Source organism: Hyphomicrobium sp. (assembly GCF_003987855.1).
GTDB lineage: Bacteria > Pseudomonadota > Alphaproteobacteria > Rhizobiales > Hyphomicrobiaceae > Hyphomicrobium_B.
Genome location: NZ_RXIZ01000004.1, coordinates 24,145 through 50,040, shown reverse-complemented (window position 1 = coordinate 50,040; position 25,896 = coordinate 24,145). Strand labels below are relative to the sequence as shown.

At 60.1% G+C, this 25,896-nt stretch carries 28 protein-coding genes; 13 read left to right on the top strand and 15 right to left on the bottom strand.

Annotated features, from left to right (window positions below; translation table 11 throughout):
- The first annotated feature begins 2 nt into the window (after positions 1-2).
- From EKK30_RS02440 to EKK30_RS02425, 4 genes are all read left to right on the top strand, one after another.
- Entirely contained in the window at positions 3-671 is a 669-nt protein-coding gene (locus EKK30_RS02440; protein ID WP_290979749.1) for a LysE family translocator, read from the top strand.
- Between the two features lie 130 nt (positions 672-801).
- Complete coding sequence (locus tag EKK30_RS02435) at positions 802-1,341, top strand: sigma-70 family RNA polymerase sigma factor (RefSeq protein WP_290979744.1); 540 nt, start codon at positions 802-804, stop codon at positions 1,339-1,341.
- Positions 1,338-2,054, top strand: a complete 717-nt coding sequence (locus EKK30_RS02430; RefSeq protein WP_290979737.1) for an anti-sigma factor — start codon at positions 1,338-1,340, stop codon at positions 2,052-2,054. Before EKK30_RS02435 ends, EKK30_RS02430 begins: the two co-directional genes overlap by 4 nt.
- A gap of 125 nt (positions 2,055-2,179) precedes the next feature.
- Positions 2,180-2,734, top strand: coding sequence for a fasciclin domain-containing protein (locus EKK30_RS02425; RefSeq protein ID WP_290980605.1), 555 nt, complete (start codon positions 2,180-2,182; stop codon positions 2,732-2,734).
- Between the two features lie 140 nt (positions 2,735-2,874).
- On the opposite strand, the gene EKK30_RS02420 is transcribed toward EKK30_RS02425, so the two are convergent.
- The gene (locus EKK30_RS02420; protein WP_290979734.1) at positions 2,875-3,633 is read right to left on the bottom strand and encodes an SDR family oxidoreductase; all 759 of its coding nucleotides are present in this window, start codon (positions 3,631-3,633) and stop codon (positions 2,875-2,877) included.
- A gap of 130 nt (positions 3,634-3,763) precedes the next feature.
- Here EKK30_RS02420 and EKK30_RS02415 point away from each other — a divergent pair, with 130 nt between their 5' ends.
- Positions 3,764-4,597, top strand: a complete 834-nt coding sequence (locus EKK30_RS02415; RefSeq protein WP_290979731.1) for a zinc ribbon domain-containing protein — start codon at positions 3,764-3,766, stop codon at positions 4,595-4,597.
- A 12-nt stretch (positions 4,598-4,609) separates the two neighbouring features.
- Here EKK30_RS02415 and EKK30_RS02410 read toward each other — a convergent pair whose 3' ends face one another.
- The 5 genes from EKK30_RS02410 to EKK30_RS02390 form a co-directional block, all read right to left on the bottom strand.
- The gene (locus EKK30_RS02410) at positions 4,610-5,539 is read right to left on the bottom strand and encodes a 3-hydroxybutyryl-CoA dehydrogenase (RefSeq protein ID WP_290979728.1); all 930 of its coding nucleotides are present in this window, start codon (positions 5,537-5,539) and stop codon (positions 4,610-4,612) included.
- A gap of 33 nt (positions 5,540-5,572) precedes the next feature.
- Positions 5,573-6,517 carry an FAD-binding protein gene (locus EKK30_RS02405; protein WP_290979726.1) on the bottom strand — a complete coding sequence of 315 codons (945 nt, stop codon included), beginning with the start codon at positions 6,515-6,517 and terminating at the stop codon, positions 5,573-5,575.
- A 2-nt stretch (positions 6,518-6,519) separates the two neighbouring features.
- Positions 6,520-7,275: an electron transfer flavoprotein subunit beta/FixA family protein gene (locus tag EKK30_RS02400; RefSeq protein WP_290979723.1), complete on the bottom strand. Its 756-nt coding sequence runs from the start codon at positions 7,273-7,275 to the stop codon at positions 6,520-6,522.
- Between the two features lie 272 nt (positions 7,276-7,547).
- Entirely contained in the window at positions 7,548-8,129 is a 582-nt protein-coding gene (locus EKK30_RS02395) for a cob(I)yrinic acid a,c-diamide adenosyltransferase (protein WP_290979720.1), read from the bottom strand.
- Positions 8,130-8,224: 95 nt separating this feature from the next.
- The gene (locus tag EKK30_RS02390) at positions 8,225-8,413 is read right to left on the bottom strand and encodes a twin transmembrane helix small protein (protein WP_290979717.1); all 189 of its coding nucleotides are present in this window, start codon (positions 8,411-8,413) and stop codon (positions 8,225-8,227) included.
- 327 nt (positions 8,414-8,740) lie between these two features.
- On the opposite strand from EKK30_RS02390, the gene EKK30_RS02385 reads away from it, so the two are divergent.
- The 4 genes from EKK30_RS02385 to EKK30_RS02370 all read left to right on the top strand — a co-directional run bounded on the left by EKK30_RS02385 (position 8,741) and on the right by EKK30_RS02370 (position 13,037).
- On the top strand, positions 8,741-10,261 hold the full coding sequence (locus EKK30_RS02385) for a peptidoglycan DD-metalloendopeptidase family protein (RefSeq protein ID WP_290979714.1): 1,521 nt from the start codon (positions 8,741-8,743) through the stop codon (positions 10,259-10,261).
- On the top strand, positions 10,261-11,712 hold the full coding sequence (locus EKK30_RS02380) for a S41 family peptidase (RefSeq protein ID WP_290979711.1): 1,452 nt from the start codon (positions 10,261-10,263) through the stop codon (positions 11,710-11,712). The genes EKK30_RS02385 and EKK30_RS02380 overlap by 1 nt, the downstream gene beginning before the upstream one ends.
- Before the next feature lie 90 nt (positions 11,713-11,802).
- Entirely contained in the window at positions 11,803-12,336 is a 534-nt protein-coding gene (locus tag EKK30_RS02375) for an RNA pyrophosphohydrolase (protein WP_290979708.1), read from the top strand.
- Between the two features lie 167 nt (positions 12,337-12,503).
- Positions 12,504-13,037 (top strand): RNA pyrophosphohydrolase, encoded by a 534-nt coding sequence (locus tag EKK30_RS02370; protein ID WP_290979705.1) that lies wholly within the window; start codon positions 12,504-12,506, stop codon positions 13,035-13,037.
- A 4-nt stretch (positions 13,038-13,041) separates the two neighbouring features.
- Here EKK30_RS02370 and EKK30_RS02365 read toward each other — a convergent pair whose 3' ends face one another.
- The 5 genes from EKK30_RS02365 to EKK30_RS02345 form a co-directional block, all read right to left on the bottom strand.
- The gene (locus EKK30_RS02365) at positions 13,042-13,242 is read right to left on the bottom strand and encodes a DUF2474 domain-containing protein (protein WP_290979702.1); all 201 of its coding nucleotides are present in this window, start codon (positions 13,240-13,242) and stop codon (positions 13,042-13,044) included.
- Positions 13,188-14,195, bottom strand: a complete 1,008-nt coding sequence (gene cydB / locus EKK30_RS02360) for a cytochrome d ubiquinol oxidase subunit II (protein ID WP_290980602.1) — start codon at positions 14,193-14,195, stop codon at positions 13,188-13,190. Before cydB ends, EKK30_RS02365 begins: the two co-directional genes overlap by 55 nt.
- Before the next feature lie 9 nt (positions 14,196-14,204).
- Complete coding sequence (locus tag EKK30_RS02355) at positions 14,205-15,641, bottom strand: cytochrome ubiquinol oxidase subunit I (RefSeq protein ID WP_290979699.1); 1,437 nt, start codon at positions 15,639-15,641, stop codon at positions 14,205-14,207.
- A gap of 241 nt (positions 15,642-15,882) precedes the next feature.
- On the bottom strand, positions 15,883-16,146 hold the full coding sequence (locus EKK30_RS02350) for a hypothetical protein (protein ID WP_290979696.1): 264 nt from the start codon (positions 16,144-16,146) through the stop codon (positions 15,883-15,885).
- A 100-nt stretch (positions 16,147-16,246) separates the two neighbouring features.
- The gene (locus EKK30_RS02345; RefSeq protein WP_290979693.1) at positions 16,247-16,618 is read right to left on the bottom strand and encodes a hypothetical protein; all 372 of its coding nucleotides are present in this window, start codon (positions 16,616-16,618) and stop codon (positions 16,247-16,249) included.
- A 2-nt stretch (positions 16,619-16,620) separates the two neighbouring features.
- Here EKK30_RS02345 and EKK30_RS02340 point away from each other — a divergent pair, with 2 nt between their 5' ends.
- Positions 16,621-16,902: a hypothetical protein gene (locus EKK30_RS02340; protein ID WP_290979690.1), complete on the top strand. Its 282-nt coding sequence runs from the start codon at positions 16,621-16,623 to the stop codon at positions 16,900-16,902.
- Positions 16,903-17,435: 533 nt separating this feature from the next.
- Positions 17,436-18,740, top strand: a complete 1,305-nt coding sequence (locus EKK30_RS02335) for an MFS transporter (protein WP_290979687.1) — start codon at positions 17,436-17,438, stop codon at positions 18,738-18,740.
- 82 nt (positions 18,741-18,822) lie between these two features.
- Here EKK30_RS02335 and EKK30_RS02330 read toward each other — a convergent pair whose 3' ends face one another.
- Complete coding sequence (locus EKK30_RS02330; RefSeq protein WP_290979683.1) at positions 18,823-20,343, bottom strand: acyl--CoA ligase; 1,521 nt, start codon at positions 20,341-20,343, stop codon at positions 18,823-18,825.
- Between the two features lie 39 nt (positions 20,344-20,382).
- Entirely contained in the window at positions 20,383-21,387 is a 1,005-nt protein-coding gene (locus EKK30_RS02325; RefSeq protein ID WP_290979679.1) for a 2-dehydropantoate 2-reductase, read from the bottom strand.
- Positions 21,388-21,548: 161 nt separating this feature from the next.
- Between EKK30_RS02325 and oxlT the strand changes: the two genes are divergently transcribed.
- Positions 21,549-22,823, top strand: coding sequence for an oxalate/formate MFS antiporter (gene oxlT, locus EKK30_RS02320; protein ID WP_290979676.1), 1,275 nt, complete (start codon positions 21,549-21,551; stop codon positions 22,821-22,823).
- Between the two features lie 66 nt (positions 22,824-22,889).
- Here oxlT and EKK30_RS02315 read toward each other — a convergent pair whose 3' ends face one another.
- Positions 22,890-23,549: a rhomboid family intramembrane serine protease gene (locus EKK30_RS02315; protein WP_290979673.1), complete on the bottom strand. Its 660-nt coding sequence runs from the start codon at positions 23,547-23,549 to the stop codon at positions 22,890-22,892.
- A gap of 45 nt (positions 23,550-23,594) precedes the next feature.
- Positions 23,595-24,362, bottom strand: a complete 768-nt coding sequence (ubiG, locus tag EKK30_RS02310) for a bifunctional 2-polyprenyl-6-hydroxyphenol methylase/3-demethylubiquinol 3-O-methyltransferase UbiG (RefSeq protein ID WP_290979670.1) — start codon at positions 24,360-24,362, stop codon at positions 23,595-23,597.
- A 202-nt stretch (positions 24,363-24,564) separates the two neighbouring features.
- Here ubiG and EKK30_RS02305 point away from each other — a divergent pair, with 202 nt between their 5' ends.
- Positions 24,565-25,827 (top strand): aspartate kinase, encoded by a 1,263-nt coding sequence (locus EKK30_RS02305; RefSeq protein WP_290979667.1) that lies wholly within the window; start codon positions 24,565-24,567, stop codon positions 25,825-25,827.
- Positions 25,828-25,896 lie beyond the last annotated feature (69 nt).

The window sequence follows — 25,896 nt, the reverse complement described above, 5'->3', positions numbered from 1 at the left end:
GGATGTCGCCCGCGCTTTCGGAGACATCATCTTCGCTCGTGCCGTTGGCCTTCCTCTGGGTGTCGTTCATCATCGAGCTGACGCCTGGTCCCAACATGACTTACCTGGCCGTGCTCAGTCTGGTGGATGGGAGGCGCGCCGGCTTCGCAATGGTGGCGGGGATTGCGTCGGGCCTCCTCGTCATCGGCATCCTGGCAGCCTTCGGAATTGCGGCCTTCGTAGCGGAATCAAAATTCCTCTTTACGCTGCTGCGCTGGTTCGGCGTCCTTTACATGGTCTGGCTCGCTTACGACATCTGGAGCGGAGGCGAGCCCAGCGTTCACCACGATGGCCAGTCCCAGTCGATCCGCACGTATTTCGGCCGTGGGTTCATCACGAATGTCTTGAACCCCAAGGCGGCTGTTTTCTACGTTGCGGTTCTGCCCGAATTCGTCGACCCGAGCCGCAATCTCTTGCAGCAGACGCTGGCATTGTCGATAGCTTATGCCGGCGTCGCAACGCTTGTTCATGCCACGATCGTTATGCTGGCATCGACAATGCGGCCGTCGTTGCAAGACGCGAACCGAATGCGCATCACGCGGCGTATCCTCGCCGTCAGTCTATTGTTTGTCGCCGCTTGGCTGTTGTGGTCGACCGCAGAGCCCGGTTCGCACGTAAATCACGGGAGATGAACGTCATTCGCCATCTCGGGACGCCGGCATGGAGTCATCCGCGGAACGTCGGGCTAACGTACATAAGGTGGAAGCTGGTAGGAAACCAAGCACTCAGCCTCCCGACCATGGCGATAGAAGATCGACAACGATGGCTGCCGAAGACATAACAGCGCTTCTACAACTTGTTGCCCGCAAGGATCGGCAAGCCTTTGCTGGTCTTTACCGGGCGACGAGCGCGAAACTTTACGGAATCGTACTTCGTATCTTGCGACGCAGAGATCTTGCTGACGAGGTACTTCAAGAGGTCTACGTGAGGATTTGGGAACGCGCGGGGGATTACAGGGCTGACAAGGCATCGCCCATCTCGTGGATGGCGGCGATCGCACGAAACCGCGCGCTCGACGAGGTGCGTCGAAGAACACCCGACTCGATCGAGGATCATCCGGAAGTTCAGGATATGCCTTCAGAGGAGGAAACCGGGCTCGCGGTTCTGCTGCGCTCCGAAGACGGCAAAAAGCTTTGGGAGTGCCTCGATCGGCTTCAACCCGATCGCCGCAGCATGATCGTTCAGGCCTATTGCGAAGGAATGACGCGCGATGAGCTGGCCGCGTCATATGCTCAGCCCGTGAACACGATCAAGACGTGGCTTCGGCGTTCGCTTGTTCAGCTGAAAGGTTGTCTGTCATGACGGACAACGAAGATATCGATGCTCTTGCCGGTGAATTCGTCATCGGAACTCTCGATGCTCAAGAGAGAACAATGGTCGCCGCACGGCGCTTGCGTGAGCCGGACCTCGACAGCGCCATTCTTGCTTGGGAGCGCAGGCTATCGCCGCTCAATGAGATCGTTGGAGAAACGCCGCCCCGAGATGAGTTGTTTGCGAAGCTTCTTCGGCGGATTGACGGGCAATCAGAATCTTCGCTCGACGGATCGACGGTCGTTCAGCTGCGTCGAAGGCTTGAATTCTGGCGCGCAACGGCACTCGCCGCATCGGCGATCGCGGCTGGGCTCGTTCTTTTTGTCGGCGTTGGTCAGTTCGCATCAAGATCAAAGCAGCCAAATCTTGTTGCCGTGCTTCAGAAGGATGCGGCATCGCCCGCATTTCTCGTCACCGTCAATATCGATGATCGGCTGATGACCGTGCAGCCGATCGCGGCAAAACATCCGGAGGGCAAGAGTTATGAACTCTGGATCGTGCAGGATAGCCTCGGCGCGCCCAAGTCGCTCGGCGTGATCGACCAGGGAACGGCTGCGACGCGGCCAACGCTCGCGGCTTACAAGCCTGACGTCATAGCGAGCGCAACCTACGCCGTCAGTCTCGAGCCTGAGGGCGGGTCGCCGACCGGCAAGCCGACGGGACCTGTCGTTTTTGCAGGCAAGCTTGTTCCAAGCACCCGCTGAATTTGCGATTAAAAAAAAGTCCACCGTCTGAAACTCTCGCAAAATCGATCCGTAACTCCGGGGACCTCCAGTAACGGAGGCTGCAACCCGGAGGAACTCGAATGCCCAGTCTGAACCGCACAAAAATGTTGTGCGCCGCCGTTTTTGCCCTGTCTTTGTCGACCGGCATCGCGGCCAACTCGTTCGCCATGGAAAAGACCGTCGAGGTCGGGGGAGCCGCAATGTACCCCTCCAAAAACATCATTGAAAACGCCGTCAACTCGAAGGATCACACGACTCTCGTCGCAGCGGTCAAGGCTGCCGGTCTCGTCAAGACGCTCGAAGGAAAAGGCCCGTTTACGGTGTTCGCGCCGACCAATGCGGCGTTCGACAAGCTACCTGACGGGACGGTCGCTAATCTCCTCAAGCCCGAGAATAAGACGCAGATCACGAATGTGCTGACGTATCACGTGGTCGCTGGCGACTATTCCGCAGCGAAGCTTTCCAAGGAAGCGAAGGCCAATGGCGGCAAGGTCGATCTTAAGACCGTCGAGGGCGAGCACATCAAAATCGAAGGCGACAACATGGGCGGCTGGTGGGTCGTCGACGGCAAGGGCGACAAAGCCAAGATTACGATCGCTGACGTAAATCAGTCGAATGGCGTGATCCATGTGATCGACGGCGTGCTGTTGCCGAACTGATCCGTCCGTTTGAAATCTCTGCGAACGGCGTGACGGCTATGTCTTGCCCCCGGAGTGCCGCCGCAGGGTAGCGGGGAACCGGCCAGAAGAAGCGCATCTCTCTTCTGGCCGGCTCTCTTTTTTGTTACTCGCCGATCCCGTCAGCCCCGGCCGACGAACGGCATCGCCGTCGCCATCAGCGTCATCGATTGAACGTTCGCGTCGAGTGGCAGGTTGGCGATGTAGAGCACCGCATCGGCGACGTGAGCCACGTCCATGCGCGGTTCGACCATCGTGTTGCCATTCGCCTGTAGAATGCCGCTTCCCATCTTGGCCGTCAGGTCGGTCGCGGCATTGCCAATGTCGATCTGCGAGCAGGCGATGTTGTCCGAGCGGCCGTCGAGCGACAGAGATTTGGTCAGGCCGGTGATCGCATGCTTCGTTGCCGTATAGGCGACGGAAAACGGCCGCGGCACCTGAGCGGAAATCGAGCCGTTGTTGATGATCCGCCCACCTTTCGGATTTTGCGTCTTCATGATCCGAACGGCTTCCCGCGCGCACAGGAAGCAGCCCGTCAGATTGACATCGACAACACGCTTCCACTCGGCCAACGGCAGTTTGTCGATGGGCAGACCTTCAGTGAACGTCCCTGCGTTGTTGAAAAGCACATCGAGCCGTCCAAACACCTCTCGGCATTGATTGAACGCACCGATCACCGATTCCTCGACGCTCACGTCGGCTGGGGTGATGAGCATGCGCGTTCCCGAGGCGGACACGGCATCAGCGGTCTTTTCGAGCTCTTCGCGGCGTCTGCCGAGAAGGGTCACGTCAAAGCCGGCTCCTGCTAGCTTTATGGCCACGGCTCTGCCGATGCCTGAGCCCGCGCCCGTCACCAAAGCCACGCGTCTGGCTTGAACCATGTTTCCATTCCGCTGCAGTAAGATCGAGAAAGGGGCTGCATATCGTGGAACGGCGGCAGGCGCCAGTTTCTGGCGTCAAACGCTCATGTTAGAAGACCGTTCCGATAGGACGGCACGGGGGTTCACGGCCATGGCGGATTCGGCGGCGCAGGCGGGGACGGCGAACGCTCGTTTTTGTTCGAACTGCGGTGCCGCTTTGCACGGGAAATTCTGCGGTGCATGCGGATCTCCGGCGGGGACGATCGGCCCCTCATCTTCCGCGGAGCACGTCTCAGAAGGCTGGGGCAGTCTCACGTCCGAGTTCTTGAGTTCACACGGAAGCAACGGCGTGTTCGCGGTCGCGCTGTCATTCCTTCTGCGTCCCGTCGATACCATCATCCGGCTGACGGATGATCCGACGTATCGCTCGCAGTGGGGATTTTTGACCGCGACGGTTGGCGCCCAGCTGACCCTATCGTTCGTGATTCTGCCGCGGGTGTACGCCGCGCTGTTCAATTTGCAGAACACCGCCGACAGTTCGGAAGTCATCCGCAACGAGGTGGTGCAGTACATCGGCATGGCGATCCTGACGCCGATCCAGTTCTATATCTGCCGATGGCTTGGAACGCGGCGGCGTACGCCGATGTCATACGTGAAGCTGTGCGTCCTCAGCGTCAGCTATGGCGCCATTCTTTGGATGTTGGCATCGCTGGTCTTCTTTGTCGTCAGCGTCGCTCTGCTGAAAAACCAGATCAACTTTGACTTCAAGGCTTTCTGGGAAGGACTCGTGGTCCTGACGCTTCTGGGTGTGCTCGTGTTTGTCACGGCAAGCCACCGGCGGTTCTGGGGAATGTCCTGGCCGATCGCAATCGGCGTGACGCTGTTGATCGCAGCGTTGTCCTGGCTGGTCGTCTATCCGGGACTGGGGATGCTCATCACCAGAGGCGGGATCGCCGGTGTGCTGAGCGGAGTGGTCGGAGGATAACGTTCAGCGGCGTCAGCGCGTCGGAACAGGCTTTTCGCCGCGATAATCGTAGAAGCCGCGCTTTGTTTTGCGGCCGAGCCAACCTGCTTCGACATACTTCACGAGCAGCGGGCACGGGCGGTACTTTGAATCCGACAAACCTTCGTAGAGCACCTGCATGACGCTTAGACAGGTGTCGAGGCCAATGAAATCCGCGAGCTCCAGCGGACCCATCGGATGATGCGCACCGAGTTTCATCGCCTTGTCGATCGCTTCGACCGTGCCGACGCCTTCGTAGAGCGTGTAGACGGCCTCATTGATCATCGGCAGCAAGATGCGGTTGACGATGAAGGCCGGGAAATCCTCGGAAACTGCGGTGGTCTTGCCGAGGCTTTCGACGAACGTCTTGGCGGTGGCGAAGGTCTCGTCTTCCGTGGCGATGCCCCGGATCAGCTCGACGAGTTCCATCAGCGGCACCGGATTCATGAAGTGCATGCCGATGAAGTCTTCCGGGCGATCGGTGTTCGACGCCAGCCGTGTAATCGAAATGGAAGAGGTGTTCGAAGCCAGCATCGCTGTCGGCTTCAAATGCGGGCAAAGGGCAGCGAAAATCTTATGTTTCAGCGCCTCGTCTTCGGTGGCGGCTTCGATGACGAGGTCGCAATCACCGAAGGCTTCGAGCGAGGGTGCGAAGGAAATGCGTTCCAGCGCCTGATTGCGGGTCTCTTCGGTGATGAGGCCCTTTGCGACCTGACGCGCCATGTTCTTCGTGACGGCCTCGAGGCCCTTGTCGAAGGACTCTCTCTTCAGGTCGTTGATGGCGACGTCGTAGCCTGAGAGTGCCACGACGTGGGCGATGCCGCTGCCCATCTGGCCGGCGCCGATGACGCCGACCTTGCTGATCGTCCGGGCAGGCTGTACGCCGACCTTGCCTTTTTCCATCAGCTTCTGAGCTTGCGGCATGAAAGTCGTGTCCTCGCGGGTTTACGTCGTCACTCAGCGACCAGCTTTTTGAAGTTCGGCATCAAGCTCGGGCAACGCCTGGAAGAGATCAGCTACGAGCCCATAGTCGGCGACCTGGAAGATCGGTGCGTCGCCGTCCTTGTTGATCGCAACGATGATTTTGGAATCCTTCATGCCAGCAAGATGCTGGATCGCGCCGGAAATGCCGACGGCGATGTATAAGTCGGGGGCGACGACCTTGCCGGTCTGCCCCACCTGCCAGTCGTTGGGAACGAAGCCGGCGTCGACAGCGGCGCGCGAGGCACCCATCGCGGCGCCGAGTTTGTCGGCGATCGGCTCGATGTACTTCGTGAAGTTCTCGCCGTTGCCCATGCCGCGGCCGCCCGAGATGATGATCTTGGCCGATGTAAGCTCTGGGCGATCGGATTTCGACAGTTCGGCCTTCTCGAATGTCGAGACACCAATGGCGCCGGGCGCGGCGATCTTCTCGATGCTCGCTGAACCGCCTTCCGGCGCGGAGGCGAAGGCGGCCGTCCGCACGGTGATGACTTTCGTCGCCTCAGGCGATTGGACCGTTTGGATGGCGTTGCCGGCGTAGATCGGCCGCTCGAAGGTATCGGGTGAGACAACCTTGGTGATGTCGGAGATCTGCATCACATCGAGTTTGGCCGCAACGCGGGGCAGAACGTTTTTGCCGAACGCCGTCGCGGGAGCGACGATGGCGGAATAATCCTTAGCAACGGAGAGGATAACCGCTGCCAGCTCCTCGGCGAGACCGTTCGCCAGTTGAGGAGCGTCCGCGACGAGGACCTTCGAAACGCCGGCAAGCTTAGCTGCGGTCTCGGCGGCGCTACCAACGTCGGAGCCAGCAACAAGGATGTGAACGTCGCCGCCAAGGTCCTTCGCCGCGGAAAGCGCTTTTGCAGTAGCCGGAGCCAGCGTCGTGCCGGAAAGCTCTGCGAGAAGAAGTGTCGCCATTATTAAAGTACTCCCGCTTCGCTTTTCAACTTCTCAACCAGCTCTGCGACGCTACCGACTTTGACGCCAGCCTTCCGCGTGGCCGGTTCGGCAGTCTTCAGGACTTTCAGCCGCGGGGCGATGTCGACGCCAAAGTCTTCCGGCTTCTTGACATCGAGCGGCTTCTTCTTGGCTTTCATGATGTTGGGCAACGAGGGATAGCGCGGCTCGTTCAAGCGCAGATCCGTCGTGACGATTGCCGGTAGCTTGAGCTTGATCGTCTCGAGGCCGCCATCGACCTCGCGGGTGACGGAAACGGATCCAGCTTCAGTCACGACTTTGGACGCGAACGTGCCTTGCGGCCAGTCGAGCAGGCTCGCCAGCATCTGGCCTGTCTGATTGCTGTCGTCGTCGATCGCCTGTTTGCCCAAAATGACGAGATCGGGTTTTTCGGCTTCGACGAGGGCCTTCAGAAGCTTGGCGACTGCGAGCGGTTCGACCGTGGTGCCTTCGGGAACTTCGATCAGAATGGCCCGATCAGCGCCGATGGCCAGGGCAGTGCGTAGTGTTTCCTGCGCTTTCGTGGTGCCGATCGAGACCGCGATGACTTCCTGCGCGCCGCTCTTTTCCTTCAGACGCACGGCTTCTTCGACGGCGATTTCGTCGAACGGGTTCATCGACATCTTGACGTTTGCCAGGTCGATGCCCGAGCCGTCGGATTTGACGCGAATTTTAACGTTATAGTCGACGACGCGTTTGACCGGCACAACGATCTTCATGCCACTCGCCAGGATGCTGGCGCTCCCCTGTTTGTTGTTTCCCGCGTTTCGGACGAACGCGGGTTTCTTTGCAGCGCGGGTCCACAAATCTAAGTGTGATCAATGCCCTCGCGCCGGAACACACATTCTGGTTGAAAGGGCAATTCTCGCAACTGCGAAGAGCGAAAGCTACGGGTGGGTTTTGCTCAAGTCAATCGTCGCGTGCGTCGCGGCGTGGGCAAAAAAGTCAGTTAAGTTACGTGTTTCCGGTTTAGGCACTGCCTTGGCGATACCTAGCGGTTTTTCCCTGGTACCCAGAGAATATCCGCCTTGCCGCGGTCGTTGACGTAGCGGCTGGCGACGAAAAGGAAATCGGAGAGGCGGTTGACGTACTTCAGGGCGGGGGCGCTCACGGTCTCGCCTGGAACGTTCGCCAATTCGACCATCAGGCGCTCGGCCCGGCGGGATACGGTGCGGGCGACGTGCAGAGCGGCTCCGGCGGCCGTACCACCGGGCAGGATGAAGGATCTCAGAGGTTCGAGTTCGGAATTCATCTGATCGATCTCCGACTCGAGCCGCGTCACCTGGCTTTCGGATACGCGGAGCGGCTCGTAGGGAAGCTTCTCGCCCTTGTCAGGCACGCAGAGATCGGCGCCGAGATCGAACAGATCGTTCTGAATGCGCAGAAGCATCGCATCGACTTCAGGCTCGCGGCCGGCAAGATGGGTGCGAGCGACGCCCACTGCGGCGTTGGTTTCGTCGACGGTGCCGTAGGCGGCGATGCGTGGGGACGTCTTTGGAACGCGCTCGCCGCTGCCGAGGGCCGTCGTTCCGGCGTCGCCGGTCTTGGTGTAGATGCGATTGAGAACGACCATGGGTATCTTACCTGCGTTGGCTTACCTGCCCGAGAAAACGGTGAATACTACACCGGCGCCCTAGGATTTGCCCCCGGTGCGACCGGAAGCGGCCATTAGTGGGTCACAATGGCGTAGGCAATGATAATGAGGATTGCCACGAACTGCAGGCCGACACGCAGGCGCATCAGTTTTTGGCTGAGGTTGGGATTACCGCCCCTCATCATGTTCCAAAGGCCGAGCAGCAACACGATGAGGACGGCGAAAACGGCAACCGTCGTGGCATGGTAGAGAAATGTTTGCATCTGTCGTATCCGCGATCGGAGCGATCAAGCTGCTTAAGCCTTCAGGGGGAGGCCGGCAATCTTCAATATGGCTGGCGTCCTCAGCGGTTAACGCGCAAAAGCGTCCGTCGGCGAAGCATTACGCATTTGAAATTTGCTCTCGGCCGCAAATGCCTTAATTTTTCGGCGGCATTATCCGCACTTCCGGCTTCAAGACGGGCACCTACCGATCTTCCCGGTCCTGAGCACCCTGAGATCTGAGGCCTCGTGTCAAAGAACCAACCGGCGTCGCGCACATATCGGTCTCGCTTTGGCGAGGCGACGTCGCGTGCCGGAATCGCCGGGTTCATGGCCGCCTCGCTCTTCCTCCTGCCGCATTCGGGCTTCGCCCAAGATGCGATGCCGACAGATCCGCAAACGGCAAAGCGCATTCTCCAGGAGAAGAAACACGAACTCGACGTCAACAGCGCGAAGCAGTTGACCATCCAGTCGGACGTCATGGAACTCGGCGCGGAGCGCGAGCGGCTGAACAGCCGCCTCATCGACACGGCAGGTCTCATTCAGCGCAGCGAAGGCCAGATGACGGCAATCGAGGGTCGTCTGTCCGAACTCGAAGAGCAGGAACGTATTGTCCGGGGGTCGCTCGCGCAGCGTCACGGTGAAATCGCGGCTCTGCTCAGCGCTTTGCAGAAGATGGGCCGCAATCCTCCGCCGGTGCTGGTGACCCGGCGCGAGGATGCTCTCAAGATGGTGCGCAGCGCGATGCTGCTTGCTTCGGCCTTTCCGGATCTTCGCGATCAGGCGTTGAGCCTTGGAACGCAACTCGCGGACCTCCAGCGCGTGATGGGCAACATCCGCACGGAAGGCGCGCGGCTGCAGGCGGAGACGGACCGGCTCAACGAAGCACGGACGCGGCTCGCTAGTCTGATGGAAGCCAAGAAGCTGACGCTGGCGGACAGACAATCGCAGCTGGCTGCCGTCAAACAGGAATCGGCAGACATCTCCAAACGCGTGTCGGGTCTGTCAGATCTCATCGACAAGCTTGACGCCGCGGTGACCGAGAAAACCGGTCTCGGCGCTTACGACGAAGAGCTGAAGAAGCGTCATCAGGCCGAAGGTATCCGGTCCGCGTCAGCTGCCGTGGCGTCCGGCCCGCAAATCATCATGCCGCCGCCGGTTGATGCTGCTGCCAAGACGGCTGAGGCGACAGCAGCGGCGCCCGTTGCCGCAAAGGCCGCATCCAACGCCGCTGGCAATTCCAAAGCGCCAGCGCCGCCTCAATCCGCTGCCGCCGATGCAGCTCCGCAGATTGCTGCCGCCTCTGCCAGCAGCACTAGGCCGACTGCCGATGGCCAAAAAGTCGCTATGGTCGAGCTCGCACCAGCTGGCGCCTCGCTTATCCCCGGCAGCGCTGGGCGAATCAAACCAGCGATCCCCTTTTCGGATGCGCGGGGCAAGCTGCCTCTGCCCGCTCAGGGCCGACGGGCCTTAACGTTCGGCGAAAGAACACAATTTGGCGGACAGTCGAAAGGTATCGTGATCGAGACGCGGTCGGCCGCGCAGGTCACTTCGCCGTGCGACGGGTGGGTGGTCTATGCGGGTGAATTCCGCAGCTATGGGCAACTCTTGATCATCAACGCGGGCGACGGCTATCATGTCCTTCTCGCGGGATTGTCTCAGATCGATGTCCAGCCGGGACAGTTCGTGCTGACCGCGGAGCCCGTCGGTACAATGAGTGGTGGTCAAAAGAATTCGTCGTCCGCGACACCAGTAAGCGGACCCGTTTTATATGTTGAACTTCGTAAAGATGGACGTCCTATCGATCCCGATCCCTGGTGGGCATCAGGTCAGCAGAAGGTACAAGGCTAATGCGCAAGACAGACTATGCATTCTGGACATTCCTGCTGATGACGGGTTTGGCCGGGGCGACGACGCTCCTCAACGTCACCCAAACGTACTCAGCGACGGCATCGCAGAATTCGGAACTTTATAAGCAGCTCGACCTTTTCGGCGACGTGCTCGAGCGCGTGCGGTCCGATTATGTCGACAAGCCGGACGATACCGCGCTGATCGAATCGGCGATCAATGGCATGCTGTCATCGCTCGATCCGCATTCCTCGTACATGAGCCCGAAGAACTTCCGGGATATGCAAGTCCAGACGCGCGGCGAGTTCGGCGGGCTTGGCATCGAGGTGACGATGGAGAACGGCGTCATCAAGGTCGTGTCTCCGATCGACGATACGCCCGCCTCCAAGGCCGGTCTGCAGGCGAACGACCTCATCACGCATCTCGACAACGAAGCGATCTCGGGTCTGACGCTGGAGCAGGCCGTCGAAAAGATGCGCGGCCCGGTCAACACGCCGATTACGCTGACGATCGTCCGCAAGGGCAAAGATGAGCCATTCGACGTCAAGGTCACCCGCGACGTCATCCGCATCAACCCGGTCAAGTCGCGTGTCGAAGGCGACATCGGCTACGTGAAGATCTCGACGTTCAACGAGCAGACGCACGCCAACCTCGTGAAGGCGATCGAGAGCCTCGACAAGCAAATCGGCCCGAACATCAAGGGCTACATCATCGATCTGCGCAACAATCCGGGCGGACTTCTCGACCAGGCCATCGCCGTCTCCGACGACTTCCTCGAGCAGGGTGCGATCGTTCTGACGAAGGGCCGCAACAACGAGGAGACGCAGCGTGCGAACGCTCGTCCGGGTGACATCACCGACGGCAAGAAGATGGTCGTCCTGATCAACGGCGGCTCGGCTTCGGCATCGGAAATTGTCGCGGGCGCGTTGCAGGATCATAAGCGCGCGACCGTCATCGGCACGCGTTCGTTCGGTAAGGGCTCGGTGCAGACGATCATTCCGCTCGGCGCAAATGGGGCGATCCGTCTGACGACGGCGCGCTACTACACGCCGTCGAACCGGTCGATTCAGGCCAAGGGCATCGATCCGGACATCGCGGTCGAGGAAGCCGTGCCGGATGATCTCAAGGACAAGATCGCATCGGAGAAGCCGCGCGGTGAAGCGAGCCTTCGCGGCCACTTGAAGAACCCCGATGGCAGCGACCAGACCAAGGACGATGATCTGGGCGAACCTTCAGGCTCGCCGTCCTACGTCGCCAAGGACGCCGACAAGGATACGCAGTTGCAGTATGCAATCAGCTTCCTCGACGGCAAGGCGAAGGGACCGGAGACGTCCAGCGCGACGCCGTCGGGCCAAACTCCCGCGCCGGCCGCCGCTCCTTCGAGCGGTACGGATAAGGATAAGAAGGTTCCGGTGCCTTCGTCAGATGACGACAAGAAGGTCACTCCGAACTAACGGCTTCGGCAACTTTCGAGAATTGCGAAGGGCGTCCCCTGTGGCGCCCTTCGTGCTATCTGGCCTGCGCAACAATCACAGGAATGCGCCATGACGGACACGCCCAAGCCAACGATCAATGCGGACGATCTGCCTTATCGCCTCTGCGTCGGGCAGATGGTCATCAATCGCGAGGGGCTCATATGGGTTGGGCGCCGTGCCGACACTCCAGGTGATGCCGAAGGCCGCGGAACGTGGTGGCAAATGCCGCAAGGCGGGATAGATCCTGGCGAGGATCCGGCCGCTGCCGCGCGCCGAGAGCTTTTCGAGGAAACGGCCATCGTGTCGGTCGAACAGATCGGGGAGCAGTCTGGTTGGGTGACCTACGACCTCCCGCCGGAGCTGATTGGCATCGCTTGGGGCGGCCGGTACCGGGGACAAAAGCAAAAGTGGTTCGCGTACCGGTTTATCGGCGACGAGAGCGAGATCAACATCGAGCCGGGGCCGGGTCTCGAGCGCGAGTTCATCGCTTGGCGGTGGTCACGGCCGGACGAACTTCTCGATTCGATCGTCCCCTTCAAACGGGAGGTCTACCGGCAGGTGCTCGCTGATTTTGGTCCGCTAGCGCGCCCAATCGGTGGATAGGAGCGGGGAACTGGCTGCAATTCAGCACGTATTGCCTAAAAATGCCGCTTGAAGTTGCCTTGCCCCCATATATGACACTCTAATGTCATATGCCTGCTACGAATTTCTGCGGAGATGTGATTCGTAACGAAATTGCGCATCGAAATCCTGTCGGGTGCTCCGAAGACATGACGTTGCTGACCAACCCTTCCAGTCTCGCACACGACGGCCTGCCGTTCCGCATCTGCGTCGGCATCATGCTGCTCAATCGGGACGGTCTGGTCTGGGTTGGACGTCGTCGTCCGAAGTGGGCGGGAAACCAGCAGGCGCATATCTGGCAGATGCCCCAGGGCGGGATCGAGAAGTTCGAAGCTCCGCGCATCGCGGCCCTGCGAGAGCTTCGTGAGGAGACAGGGGTCACCCAGGTCGAGGTCCTGCAGGAATACCCGACTTGGCTGAGCTATGAGCTTCCGCCCGAACTGCTCGGGGTCGCGCTCAAGGGACGCTATCGCGGGCAGCGGCAGAAGTGGTTCGCAATGCGCTTCCTAGGCGAGGACGGCGACATCGACATCTCGCCGAAAGTTGGCACCAAGGCCGAGTTCGACACGTGGCGCTGGGCGCCAATCGAGACGGTTCCCGACCTCGTCGTGCGGTTCAAGCGCGGCGTCTACGAGCAAGTGACCCAAGGTTTCGCGCACTTGGCGCGGCCCAAGGCCGACTAAGTCTTCATACTGTCAGGCCGGCCCAAGACATCAAAAGTCGAATAATTCCCGCGACCACGGCGAGGGCGAGCACGCTCGCGGTCCAGATCAGCACGAGCCAGCCGAACCGGCGTGTCCACGACGGCCGGTGCGTTCCCTGGTCATCGGCCTTCAATGATAGCCCTCGCCCGCTTTCACCTTGCCTCGGAACACGTGATAGGCCCACGCCGTGTAAATGAGAATGAAGGGAATGATGAAGAGCGCCCCCACGAGTGTGAAGCCGAGGCTCTGAGGCGGAGAGGCTGCTTCCCAGATCGAGATCGATGGCGGCACGATGTTCGGCCAAAGACTGATCGCGAGGCCGGTGTATCCAAGGAAGATGAGGATCAGCGCGAGAACGAACGGAAGCGCGTGCGTATCGCGGCCGACCGCCCAAAGGATCGCGAAGGTCGAGAGGACGACCAGGATCGGAACGGGTGAGAAGAACACGATGTTGGGGAACGAGAACCAGCGCGACGAGATTTCCGGGTGCGCGAGTGGCGTCCAGAGGCTGACGACAGCGATCGTCGCGAGCAGCGCGAAGGCGATGGGGCGAGCGAGGGAACGCATCCGCGTTTGCAGGTCCGATTCCGTCTTGAGGATCAGCCAAGTCGTACCCAGCAGCGCGTAGGCGATGATCAGGCCGAAACCAGAGAAGATGCCGAAGGGCGTCAGCCAATCGAGCGGGCTACCGGAATAAGCGCCGTTGGTTACCGAAAAGCCGTTGATGAATGAGCCGAGGATGACGCCTTGCGAGAACGTCGCCACGTATGAGCCGCCGGTAAAGGCGCGGTCCCAAATCGGCTTGTGCGCTTCGTCCGCCTTGAAGCGAAACTCGAAGGCGACGCCGCGACAGATCAGGCCCATGAGCATGGCGATGATCGGCAGGTAAGCGGCGGACAGGATGACCGAGTAGGCGATGGGGAATGCGGCGAGGAGACCGGCGCCGCCGAGCACGAGCCAGGTCTCATTGCCATCCCACACCGGCGCCACGGTGTTCACCATTGTATCGCGGTCGCCGGGATCCTGGACGAAGGGAAAGAGGATCCCGATGCCGAGATCGAATCCGTCCATGATGACGTACATCATCAACCCGAAGCCAATGATGCCGGCCCAGATCAGCGGAAGATCGATACCCATATCCATGGCTCACTCTCCCCGCAGATTTGAAAAGGACGGCGCATCCATGGGCGTCTTGATGGCCGACAACGGTCGGGCCGGGCGCACGTGCGGATCGGTTTCCGGATCGGGTTGACCACCGCCGCTATCATCGTCAGGTCCCTTGGCGATGACCTTCATCATGTACGCTACGCCCATGCCGAACACGGCGAAGTAGAGAATGATGAAAGCTGTCAGCGTAATCGTAATGGCGAGGGCGGAATGGTTCGAGACGGCGTCCTTGGTCCGCATGATGCCGTAGACGACCCATGGCTGACGTCCCATCTCCGTCGTCACCCAGCCAGCGAGCAGCGCGATCAGTCCGGCAGGTCCCATCGCCAGTGCCGCGCGAAGGAACAACTCGGAGGAGAATAGGTCTTTCTTCCAGCGCAGCCACAGGCTCCAGGCGCCGAGTGCGAGCATCAGCATTCCCAATCCGACCATGATACGGAACGTCCAGAAGACGACAGTCGAATCCGGTCGGTCCTCGGGCTTGAATTCCTTGAGGCCAGGAATGACGCCATCGAGACTATGCGTGAGGATGAGGCTGCCGAGATATGGAATCTCGAGCGCGTATCTCGTCGTCTCGGCGGCCATATCCGGCCATCCGAACAAGATGAGAGGCACGCTTTCGCCCGGAGTGTTCTGCCAATGGCCTTCCATGGCCGCGATCTTGGCAGGCTGGTATTTCAGGGTGTTGAGACCATGTTGATCGCCGACCAGGATCTGAAGCGGCGCGAGCGCTGCAACCAACCACATCGCCATCGAAAGCATGGTTCGGATCGGCGGTGACGACCGGCCACGCAGGAGATGCCAAGCAGCGGACGCGCCGACGAATAGGCCGGTCGACAAGAACGACGCCAAGACCATGTGGGTGAGCCGATATGGGAAGGATGGATTAAAAATGACCTTCAACCAATCGACAGGAACGACCCGTCCGTTAACGATCTCGAACCCTTGAGGTGTTTGCATCCAGCTGTTGGACGCCAAGATCCAGGTAGCGGAAACGAGCGTGCCGAGCGCCACCATCAAGGTTGCAAAAAAGTGCAGCCCAGGGCCCACCTTGTTCCAGCCGAATAGCATGACGCCCAAAAATCCCGCTTCGAGAAAGAATGCGGTAAGCACCTCATACGTGAGCAGGGGACCGGTGACGCCGCCGGCAAAGGCCGTGAAGTAGCTCCAGTTGGTGCCGAACTCGTAGGCCATCACCAATCCGGAGACGACGCCCATCGCGAAGTTGATGGCGAACACCTTCGACCAGAAGTGATACAGGTCGCGATACACCGCGTCCCGCGTTGCCAACCACAGGCCCTCGAGTACCGCGAGGTAGGACGCAAGCCCGATCGTGATCGCCGGGAAAAGGATGTGGAAGGAAACCGTGAACCCGAATTGGATACGGGCGAGATCGAGCGCGCTCACTGCTGGCACCTTCCTGGTCGTTGCTCCAGCTCCGCGTCGCCCTGCGAGAATCAGGGCGGCGAAACTGCGGCTCCTTTTTGAGCCAGTTGTCGAGCAATAGGAAGCCGGTGTTTCAACGAGTTCAGCGCGTGGATCGTGAAGTTGTCGGGAAAGACAAACCGCGAGACGCGCGAGCAGGCGCTACAGAATGCGATGCGTGCTCGCGTATGCCGGCCGATGCGCTAGGCGCATGAAAGGCGACTGGATCAACTCAACGCCGCTGCCCGTTGGGTGCGACGTACCTAGGATAGCCAGTCGCGGGATTTGTGAGGTTTCGAACGGGTGGGGGATAGTAGGGCGTCGCCGGTGCAATGTTGCCGGAGTTGCCGCTGCTTGCACCCGTGCTCGGCGGCATACGAATGATCGAACCCGATCCACCCTGCGTTTGCGGATTTGCAGTTGTTTGCGCCTGTGCCTCGAACGATGCCGCGCACGTGACCGCCAAGATCAAAACAGTTTTCGTTATCGGGCTCATGGTCCGGCGCTCCTCATATCGGCCACCTGAAACGTACATGGGGTCTGACCGGTTCGCCGCAAGCGAGAACGCGCCGCAAAAAACGTGCGGCCTCGCACTCTCAGCGGACGAGAAAAATCGTCCAGGTGGCAAGCGCAACTAGAACAGCGCAGAGAAGCGCCAGCAAAACCGGACTGCTTGCCGGCGGACGTTGGCGCTTGTCTGGAGGATCTGGAAAATTGGACATCGATCGATTCAAATTGGAAGAGTTTTGAAGCCAGTATGCAAAAAACTTTAGTCGCATTTTCAAAGGCCGGGCGAACTCAAGGGAGAGTTCGTTGATGTTTGGTGAAGGTTCGTATCTCCCCTGGGCGCGCTTACCAATGACATCAAAATAACGTTCGGAAATGACCGATCCGTTTGAATAATCCAGCTCTTTCGCGTAATTTGGGCGGCAGACGGTAGAAGTCTTCCGAGGGTTGAGGAGCTTCATAGATGCGGCGTCTCAGCAACATTTGGCGCGGTTGTCTTATGATCACGATGGCCGGAGCGGGTATTTCATCCCTGGCCGCGCTTTCGTTGGCGGATTCGGTTCCTGAGAGCATCCGAATCCAGGAGCAAGCTGAAAAGGCCTACGCTACAGCGCCGGTACGGCCGATCGAGCGGGGCAACGCACACCACCGCGACTTCGGGAAAGATGAACAGAGCGGCGACGATCTGCCGCTCCAGGTTCCGCCTCCGCAGCCCCCGTCCGAGCAGCGCGACAGCAACCGTTAACCGACCGGCGGCCGTCTAGTCTGTGCCACCTCGGAGAATAGGCGGTCGATGCGTAAAATCCCGACGATCTTCGGAATGGGGTTTTAAATCGCCTCTCCTAAATTTGGTGCATCGTCTGAGAGACAAGTTGATGCTTCCCCTGCGCTATCAGAGACGCCGCGTATTGATTGAGGTCGGTCCGAGCTGGTCCGAGCGTGCACGGCTGTTGATTTACAAGCTTTCCCACCCTCGACATCGATGGCTGGACGGGACATGGCTGCGCCGCCGCGGCCTCGACGCTGCACCTGCGGCCGCCAACTCGTCACTCGCGGGCGGCGCTTCCCAGGACTGCTGAGGCGATCATCGCCAATAAGCCAAAGCCGTCCGGGTCCGGCTTTCGATCCGCGGCGCACGAGAGCGTATGCGCTGCGGCATCGGCACGTTGGACAATTTGCCCAATGCCCTCATGGATAATGCCGGGACAAGAAGCTAAAAAGAGGGCTCGCGAGACGTTGCACGCTGCCCGTTGATCTATTCAAGGAGCGGAACGGCCGATGAGTGGAGCCTCAGCCACATTCGAACGGAATGGGCGTTCAGCGCATAGCGGACATGGCGACGTCAGCCCGGGCGAAATCGCGATTGGCGTCATCATCGGACGTACGTCGGAGTTCTTCGACTTTTTCGTCTACGCAATTGCTTCGGTGATCGTATTCCCGAAGCTGGTGTTTCCGCATCTCGATCCGCTGACGGGAACCCTCTATTCGTTCGCGATCTTTGCGCTGGCTTTCATTGCGCGCCCGATCGGCACCGGCGTCTTCATGGCCATCGATCGCAGCTACGGCCGCAGCGTGAAACTCACAATTACGCTCTTTCTGCTCGGAACCTGTACCGTCGCGATCGCCTTCTTGCCCGGCTACGAGCAGATCGGATGGGTATCGGCGCTGTTGCTCGCGGTCTTCCGCACGGGGCAGGGATTGGCGCTCGGCGGCGAATGGGACGGCCTGCCGTCGCTTCTCGCGATGAACGCGCCGCCGAACCGCCGCGGCTGGTACGCGATGATCCCTCAGCTTGGCGCGCCACTCGGTCTGATGGTGGCTGCCGCGCTCTTTGCCTACTTCGCTTCGAACCTGTCGAGCGAGGACTTCCTCGATTGGGGCTGGCGCTATCCGTTCTTCGTCGCGTTCGCGATCAACGTCGTCGCTCTCTTCGCCCGTCTGCGCATGGTCGATACGCCTGAATATGTTGAACACTTCGGCAAGCGGGAACTGGAGCCCAAGCCCATCAGCGAGACGATGAGACATGAAGGGCTGCATGTGGTGCTTGGCGCGTTCACGCCGCTGGCGAGCTTCGCGCTGTTCCACATGGTCACGGTTTTTCCGCTGTCGTGGGTGTTCCTCTATACGAACCAGAGCCCGGCGCGCTTCCTTGTCATCGAGCTTATCGGCGCCATCGTCGGTCTCATCACGATCGTGCTGTCGGGATACGTCGCCGATCTCGTCGGCCGCCGAAACCTGCTGTTTGCGACCGCTGCCGTGATCGCCGTGTTCAGCGGCTTCGCGCCTCAGCTCCTCAGCGGCGGAGATGCCGGCGAAGTGGCCTTCATGGTGCTCGGCTTCATTCTCCTCGGCTTGTCGTTCGGACAATCATCCGGCACGCTCGCTGAGAATTTTGCGAAGGTCTACCGCTACACCGGCTCAGCTTTCACAGCCGATCTCGCCTGGCTTTTCGGCGCCGGGTTCGCCCCATTCGTTGCGCTCTGGCTGTCGAGCCACTTCGGACTGATGGCTGCGGGTCTCTATCTGCTGTCGGGCGCCGTCTGCACGCTTCTTGCGCTTGGCCTCAGCCGCCAACTTCAGTAGCGGCGGCGCTTTTCACCGCTTAACAAAACGCCCGGCATGTTGTCCGGGCGTTTTCGTTTTTGGGTTTTAATGCGGGGGAAGCTCAGGCGAGCCCGAGCTTCTGCGCAAGGCCAATGCGCTGCAGCTTGCCCGTCGCGCCTTTCGGGATCTCCGGCAACAACAGGATTTTGCGCGGGACCTTGTAATGCGCGAGGTGCTCGTTGGCGAAGTCGCGCAATTCCCGTTCGGTCGCCTCCTGGCCTTCGCGAAGGACGACGGCTGCGGCGACGTCCTCACCGAGTTTGTCGTGCGGGATGGCAAACGTGACGACCTGCAACACGGCAGGATGATCCATCAGGACTTCATCGACTTCGCGCGGTGAAACTTTCTCGCCGCCGCGATTGATGATTTCCTTCAGGCGGCCGGTGATCGTGATGTAGCCATCCGCGTCGATGGTGCCCTGATCGCCGGTGCGGAACCAACCATTGGTGAAGGCTTCGCCGTTCGCTTTCGCATTGTTCTCGTAGCCGCCGGTGACGTTGGCACCGCGAATGACGATTTCACCGATCTCTCCAGCCTTCAACAAATTGCCGTCCGTATCCATGATGGCAACTTCCGGTCCCGCGGCGATGCCGACCGTGCCCGGTTTGCGCTTGGCGCCGATCGGGTTCGACGCCATCTGGTGGGCTGCTTCCGTCATGCCGTAGGCTTCGACCACCGGCGCGTTGAAGGTTGCTTCGAGTTCGCTCAAAACCTGCGGCGGCAACGACGACGAAGAAGAGCGGATGAACCGCAGCTTGTGACGGGCGATGATCTCCTGATTGTGGCTGGCGCGCGAGAGGATCGCCTGGTGCATCGTCGGCACGCCCGTGTACCAAGTCGGTGCGGCTTCATCCATCGCATGGAAGAACTTCAGCGCGTTGAAGCCCGGCGTGCAGAAGATCGAGCCTCCGCGAGACAGCGGCGCGAGAACGCCGGCAATCAATCCATGAATATGAAAGAGCGGCATAATGTTCAGCGCCCGGTCGTCGGCGGTCAGGCCTAAAGCGGTCGCGATGTTTCCAGCGGATGCCGCCACGTTGCGATGGCTCAGGGGAACGATCTTTGGACGAGACGTTGTGCCTGACGTGTGGAGGATCAGCGCGATGTCGCCGCTCTCAGCGGCGCCGGTTTGAGACGGGGGCGTTCCTGACCCGGAGGCGGTGAGCGTGAACGCGCCGGCACCATTCTGCGAATCGAGCTTCAGCGTGATGCACATGATGCCGCGTTCTTCAGCGACACGCACCGCGGGAGAGGTGCTGCCCTCCTCGACGATCAGAGCCTTGGTGTTGATATCCGACATGTAGAAGTCGAACTCATCATGGCGGTAGGCAGGATTGAGCGGCGCGGCAGTCGCGGCCGATGCGACGGCCACGAACGACGTCGCCATTTCGGGTCCGTTCGGAAGAACGATGGCGACGCGATCGCCTCGGCCGATGCCAAAGCTGTTCAACTGATCGATCGTGTGTGCGACCAGATTTCGAAAAGCGGCATAGGTGAGCGGCGGGACGCCGGACGCGCGAATCGCAGGAGCGGCATCGGCCCCGGCGTTCAGGAGTTGATGAAGTGTCGTCGTCGTTGCCATCGGTCTCTCAATCTCCGTGCCCGCGCCTTCGCGGCATCTTCAAGCTTTTTCGACTTTCAAACGTCCGCCCTCGCGCGCCAGGGTCGCGGCAAGCAATTTCACGCAGGCGTAAACCGTTTCGATCTGAGGTGTCGGTACGTTTGCGACTTGTCCCAGTTCGATGACCGAGCCGATCAGCGCGTCGGCTTCGATGCCGCGTCCGGCTTCGATATCCTGGAGCATCGAAGTCTTGTGCGGGCCAACGGCTTCAGCGCCGGCGATGCGCTTTTCGAGCGGTATGCGGAAGCGGATGCCGAGCGCCTCGCCCACGGCCTGGGCTTCGCGCATCATGCGGGCGGCGGCGTCGCGGGTGGGTTGAAACCTGCAGATGTCCTCCAGCGTTGCATGTGTCAGTGCGCTGATCGGATTGAAGCTCAAGTTGCCCCAGAGCTTGGTCCAGATTTCGGCGCGAATATCGGAGACCACTGGCGCTTTGAACCCGGCTTTTTGCAACGCATCCGACACGCGCGTAACGCGTTCCGATTTGGAGTTATCGATCTCGGCAATCGAAAACCGATTTCCCTCGATATGCTTAATAACGCCCGGCTCGGTAATTTCGGCTGCCGGATACACCACGCTGCCAAGCACCCGTTCGGCAGGCAAGTTGTCAGCGATGACGCCACCGGGATCGACGCTTTCGAGACGGCGGTTCTCATGAGGGCCGCCGACGCGCATGAAGTACCACCACGGGATTCCGTTCTGAGCCGTGAGCACAGCCGTCTCGCGACCATACATCGCGGGAAGCTCACGGACGACCGCTGCAACCTGGTGCGCTTTCATTCCGAGAATAACGAGATCTTGCTCCGACACCTCGCCGATCTTGTCGGTCGCGGCGATCTTCGACACGTTCTCGGTGCGGTCCTCTTCGATGAGCTTCAAACCATTGGCACGGATCGCCGCAAGGTGGGGACCGCGCGCAATGACGGTGACATCTTCGCCGGATTGCGCAAGGCGCGCGGCAAGCAGGCCGCCAATTCCGCCCGCGCCAACGACGCAAATTTTCATTTAGTTTCGTCCCTCGATTTCATGTGGCGTTGCAGCAAGAAAACTTTGTTGGCGCTTCGCTTTATCGCTGCACTTGTCGAATGTGTTTTTTCACGTTTTATGTGCGCAGCGCTTTTAGTGCGAAATGAAAAACAAATACAAGTCCGAGGGGGTTGCCAAGGATGACTATCGACGCGGGGTCACGTGCCCCGGCATCAAGCATTGCGACGTCAGCGACCAGCCGTTGGCTGCAGCTTGCCCTCGGCGTCTTGTGCATGACGATGATCGCCAACCTGCAATATGGATGGACGCTCTTTGTTAATCCGATCGCCTCCAAGTTCGGTTGGGAAATGGCCGCTATCCAGTGGGCATTTACGATCTTCATTCTAACTGAGACGTGGCTCATCCCGTTCGAAGGGTATCTGGAAGATCGCTTGGGGCCGCGGCCGCTCGTGCTGTTCGGCGGCATCATGGTTGGGCTGTCCTGGATTCTCAATTCCTTCGCCGATTCGCTCACGCTGCTCTATGTCGCGCAGGCGATCGGCGGCATCGGTGCTGGGGCTGTCTACGGCACATGTGTCGGCAATGCGCTCAAGTGGTTTCCGGATCGTCGCGGACTTGCAGCCGGTATTACCGCAGCCGGTTTCGGCATGGGTTCAGCGCTGACGATCATTCCGATCTCGATGCTCATCGCATCGCGCGGATATGAGACTGCCTTCCTCTACTTTGGGGTGCTGCAGGGCGTCGTCATCGTCATTGCCTCGTTCCTGTTGCGCTCGCCGTCGAAAGAAGCGCTGGAGTCGCGAGCGGTGCTCGTGTCGGCGAAACGCTCGTTCGCTCCCTTCGAGATGCTGAAGACACCCGTCTTCTGGGTCATGTATCTCATGTTCGTGATGATGGCGGCCGGCGGCCTAATGGCAACCGCGCAGCTCGCGCCGATCGCGAAGGATTTCAAAGTCGCGGATATCCCGGTGTCGCTCGTCGGCATTACCCTGCCAGCGCTGACGTTTGCGCTTTCCCTCGATCGCGTTCTCAACGGTATCACGCGGCCGTTCTTCGGTTGGGTGTCCGATAAGATCGGGCGAGAGACGACGATGTTCATAGCTTTCGGTATCGAAGGTCTCGGGCTGTTGTCGCTGGCGCATCTGGGACACGATCCCGTTCTCTTCGTTCTGCTGACGGGCCTCGTATTTTTCGCTTGGGGCGAGATCTACAGCCTTTTCCCGGCGACGTGCGGCGACACCTTCGGATCGAAGTTCGCCACGACCAACGCGGGTTTGCTTTATACCGCGAAGGGCACGGCGTCTCTGCTCGTACCCTTCTCAAGCCTGCTGACGAAGGCGACGGGGAGCTGGCATGCAGTGTTTTATACGGCGGCGGCGATGAACATTCTCGCGGCGGTGCTTGCCATCCTCGTGCTGGGGCCACTGCGCAGACGGATGGCTCAGCGGGTTTAAATTTGCGAAGTGCCTTGAAATCGCAAAGAGCCGGACCTTGTTCCGGCTCTTTTTGTTTCTTCAGCTTTAAGCGATCCGCGATGGGCCGCCGCGACCTCTGAACAGCAGCGCTATGGCGAGGCCGGCCACGAAGCCGCCGACGTGCGCCATATAGGCGACCCCTCCCGTATCGGCAGTCTCATCCGTGCGCGCGACCGAGCCCACGCCGCTGAACAGCTGGAGCACGAACCAGAAGCCGATGACCACGAGCGCGGGCATCGAAGAGACCATCCGGCCGACCAGCACGTCGACGCGCGCCTGTGGGAACAGCAGAATGTAGGCGCCGAGCACGCCGGCGATCGCCCCGGATGCGCCGACGTTGGGAATGTTGGAATGGGGATTGAAGTAGAATTGCGCGAACGTCGCCGCGATTCCAGCGATCAGATAGAAGGCGAGGAACTTCACATGCCCGAAGCTCTCTTCGACGTTGTCGCCGAAGATGTAGAGATAAAGCATGTTGCCGAACAGATGCATCCAGCCGCCATGCATGAACATCGCCGAGAATATCGTCGGCCAGTTCGAAGCGGGATCGGCAGCAAAGTGGCTCGGAATGAAAGACCAGCGTTGAATGAACGCGTCGCCACCGTTCAGCTCAACGAGAAAAAGGAGGACGTTGGCAACGATCAATCCAGTGGTGATGATCGGCGATGTTCGAACCTGCGAGTCATCGTCGCCAATAGGAAACATGGTGCTCTTCCCCTCTTAAAGCCCCAACGCAACCAATGAACGTTTTTACGGCGCTTTTGGCCGGCGTGCCGACATCAGATAGTTCACGTCCGTATCCGGATTGCGCGACCAGACATCCTGCAGCGGATTGTACGTGATGCCCTCGAAACGAATGTCGTCCAAGCCGGCCGCCTTCGCATAGCCCGCGAGTTCGTCGGGTTTGATGAACCGATCCCACTGATGCGTGCCGCGTGGTAACCAGCCAAGCACGTATTCGGCGCCAATGATGGCGAGCGCCCAGGCTTTGAAGGTGCGGTTCAAAGTGGAGAACACCGCGATGCCGCCCGGGGAAACGAGAGCCGCGCACTCGCCGACGAACTTCGCCGGGTCGGGAACGTGCTCGACAACTTCGAGACAGGCGACGATGTCGAACGTCCGGCCTTCGGCAACGAGATCCTCGACGCGGGCCGGGCGATAGTCGATGGTCAGGCCTTGACCGTCAGCGTGCGATTTCGCGATAGCGATGTTTTTTTCCGACGGGTCAATTGCGGTGACCGTGGCTCCCATCCTGGCGAGCGGCTCAGAGACGAGGCCGCCTCCGCAGCCGATATCGACGGCCGAGAGGCCAGTTAAGGGCCGCAGTCCTTTAGGGTCGCGTCCGAACCGTTCGACCGCATTGTCGCGGATGAACGACAGCCGGGGCGGGCCGATTTGATGCAGTGGTCGAAACTTGCCTTTCGGGTTCCACCATTCGGAGGCAAGGCGCGAAAAGCGCTCGACCTCTTCGCGGTCGAGCGTGCTTTTTCCGGCGCCTGATTGCTGCGTTGCCGTCATTTGCGTCTCCGTCGTCGGTTCTACACGTCAACCGGTCGCTCATCTTGTCAAGTGATTGTCCTGGCAAGGCCGACTTTCGGCTGTTGCCGGGGGGCTCGCGAGCCGCTAATAAGCGCCGGACTCAATCCAAATCTTAACGCTCATCGGGCTCATTGAGTTGGGACCGAGCGGGTGCGCATAGCCATAGGAAGCGTTTTCGGGAATGGCGACCGTAGTCATGAAATTTGGCGGCACGTCGGTCGCCAACATCGAGCGCATCCAGAACGTCGCACGTCACGTGAAGCGTGAGGTGGACGCCGGCAACAAAGTCGCGGTTGTCGTCTCGGCTATGGCCGGGGTGACCAATCAGCTCGTTGCGTGGGTGAAGGAAGCCTCACCGCTGTACGACGCACGGGAATATGACAGTGTCGTCGCAACGGGCGAGCAGGTGACAGCCGGCCTCCTTGCGATCACGTTGCAGGCGATGGGGCTTCGCGCCCGGTCGTGGACAGGCTGGCAGGTGCCCGTCAAGACGGACGGCGCGCACGGCTCCGCCCGCATTCTCGATATTCCGGGAGAGAACATCCGTAAGCAGATCGAGGGCGGCGAGGTCGCGGTCGTCACCGGCTTCCAGGGGATCGAGCCGATCGAGAACCGCATTTCGACGCTGGGGCGGGGAGGGTCTGACACCAGCGCGGTTGCGGTTGCCGTCGCGCTAGAGGCCGACGTCTGCGACATCTACACCGATGTCGATGGCGTCTATACCACCGACCCGCGGATCGTCTCGAAGGCGAAACGTCTGTCGAAGATTTCCTACGAAGAGATGCTGGAGATGGCGTCGCTGGGATCGAAGGTCCTGCAGACGCGCTCTGTCGAACTTGCCATGGTCTACAAAGTCAAAACCCGGGTTCTCTCGAGTTTCGTGGCTCCGGACGCCATGCAACCTTTCAATGCCGACAACATGGAAAACATCGGCACTATCGTATGCGACGAGGATGAGATCGTGGAACAGCAGGTCGTAAGCGGTATCGCGTATGCGAAGGACGAAGCGAAGATCACGCTTCTCAATGTTGCCGACAAACCCGGCATCGCGGCGCGCATCTTCGGGCCGCTCGCGGATGCGAACATCAACGTCGACATGATCGTCCAGAACATATCAGCGGACGGCAAGCATACCGACATGACCTTTACCGTCCAGGCCGCCGAGCTGCCGCGCACGCTCGACGTTCTCAAGAAAGCGAAAAGCGAAATCGGCCACGTCGACGTGAAAAGCTCGGCGGACGTCGTCAAGATTTCGGTTATCGGCGTGGGCATGCGCAGCCACGCGGGTGTTGCGGCGCAAATGTTCAAGACGCTTTCGGAAAAAGGCATCAACATCCACGCCATCTCGACGTCGGAGATCAAGGTGAGCGTGCTGATCGACGCCGCCTACGCTGAACTCGCGGTTCGCGCGTTGCACTCGGCTTACGGCCTCGACAACGACTAGAGACGCAGCGCTCTTTACCAGCCTCGTCTCTTTGTGACTAAGTAGCATTGCCGGACAGCTCGTGCCGGC

Coding starts and splice junctions, on each gene's coding strand:
- EKK30_RS02375 (WP_290979708.1), top strand. CDS start 11,803: ATGACGGACACGCCCAAGCCAACGATCAATGCGGACGATCTGCCTTAT.
- ubiG (WP_290979670.1), bottom strand. CDS start 24,362: ATGACGGCAACGCAGCAATCAGGCGCCGGAAAAAGCACGCTCGACCGC.
- EKK30_RS02380 (WP_290979711.1), top strand. CDS start 10,261: ATGCGCAAGACAGACTATGCATTCTGGACATTCCTGCTGATGACGGGT.
- EKK30_RS02410 (WP_290979728.1), bottom strand. CDS start 5,539: ATGCCGCAAGCTCAGAAGCTGATGGAAAAAGGCAAGGTCGGCGTACAG.
- EKK30_RS02305 (WP_290979667.1), top strand. CDS start 24,565: ATGGCGACCGTAGTCATGAAATTTGGCGGCACGTCGGTCGCCAACATC.
- EKK30_RS02435 (WP_290979744.1), top strand. CDS start 802: ATGGCTGCCGAAGACATAACAGCGCTTCTACAACTTGTTGCCCGCAAG.
- EKK30_RS02350 (WP_290979696.1), bottom strand. CDS start 16,146: ATGAGCCCGATAACGAAAACTGTTTTGATCTTGGCGGTCACGTGCGCG.
- EKK30_RS02390 (WP_290979717.1), bottom strand. CDS start 8,413: ATGCAAACATTTCTCTACCATGCCACGACGGTTGCCGTTTTCGCCGTC.
- EKK30_RS02335 (WP_290979687.1), top strand. CDS start 17,436: ATGAGTGGAGCCTCAGCCACATTCGAACGGAATGGGCGTTCAGCGCAT.
- EKK30_RS02325 (WP_290979679.1), bottom strand. CDS start 21,387: ATGAAAATTTGCGTCGTTGGCGCGGGCGGAATTGGCGGCCTGCTTGCC.
- EKK30_RS02345 (WP_290979693.1), bottom strand. CDS start 16,618: ATGAAGCTCCTCAACCCTCGGAAGACTTCTACCGTCTGCCGCCCAAAT.
- EKK30_RS02340 (WP_290979690.1), top strand. CDS start 16,621: ATGCGGCGTCTCAGCAACATTTGGCGCGGTTGTCTTATGATCACGATG.
- EKK30_RS02400 (WP_290979723.1), bottom strand. CDS start 7,275: ATGAAGATCGTTGTGCCGGTCAAACGCGTCGTCGACTATAACGTTAAA.
- EKK30_RS02315 (WP_290979673.1), bottom strand. CDS start 23,549: ATGTTTCCTATTGGCGACGATGACTCGCAGGTTCGAACATCGCCGATC.
- EKK30_RS02395 (WP_290979720.1), bottom strand. CDS start 8,129: ATGGTCGTTCTCAATCGCATCTACACCAAGACCGGCGACGCCGGAACG.
- EKK30_RS02440 (WP_290979749.1), top strand. CDS start 3: ATGTCGCCCGCGCTTTCGGAGACATCATCTTCGCTCGTGCCGTTGGCC.
- oxlT (WP_290979676.1), top strand. CDS start 21,549: ATGACTATCGACGCGGGGTCACGTGCCCCGGCATCAAGCATTGCGACG.
- EKK30_RS02415 (WP_290979731.1), top strand. CDS start 3,764: ATGGCGGATTCGGCGGCGCAGGCGGGGACGGCGAACGCTCGTTTTTGT.
- EKK30_RS02425 (WP_290980605.1), top strand. CDS start 2,180: ATGTTGTGCGCCGCCGTTTTTGCCCTGTCTTTGTCGACCGGCATCGCG.
- EKK30_RS02370 (WP_290979705.1), top strand. CDS start 12,504: ATGACGTTGCTGACCAACCCTTCCAGTCTCGCACACGACGGCCTGCCG.
- cydB (WP_290980602.1), bottom strand. CDS start 14,195: ATGGGTATCGATCTTCCGCTGATCTGGGCCGGCATCATTGGCTTCGGG.
- EKK30_RS02420 (WP_290979734.1), bottom strand. CDS start 3,633: ATGGTTCAAGCCAGACGCGTGGCTTTGGTGACGGGCGCGGGCTCAGGC.
- EKK30_RS02385 (WP_290979714.1), top strand. CDS start 8,741: ATGGCCGCCTCGCTCTTCCTCCTGCCGCATTCGGGCTTCGCCCAAGAT.
- EKK30_RS02405 (WP_290979726.1), bottom strand. CDS start 6,517: ATGGCGACACTTCTTCTCGCAGAGCTTTCCGGCACGACGCTGGCTCCG.
- EKK30_RS02330 (WP_290979683.1), bottom strand. CDS start 20,343: ATGGCAACGACGACGACACTTCATCAACTCCTGAACGCCGGGGCCGAT.
- EKK30_RS02430 (WP_290979737.1), top strand. CDS start 1,338: ATGACGGACAACGAAGATATCGATGCTCTTGCCGGTGAATTCGTCATC.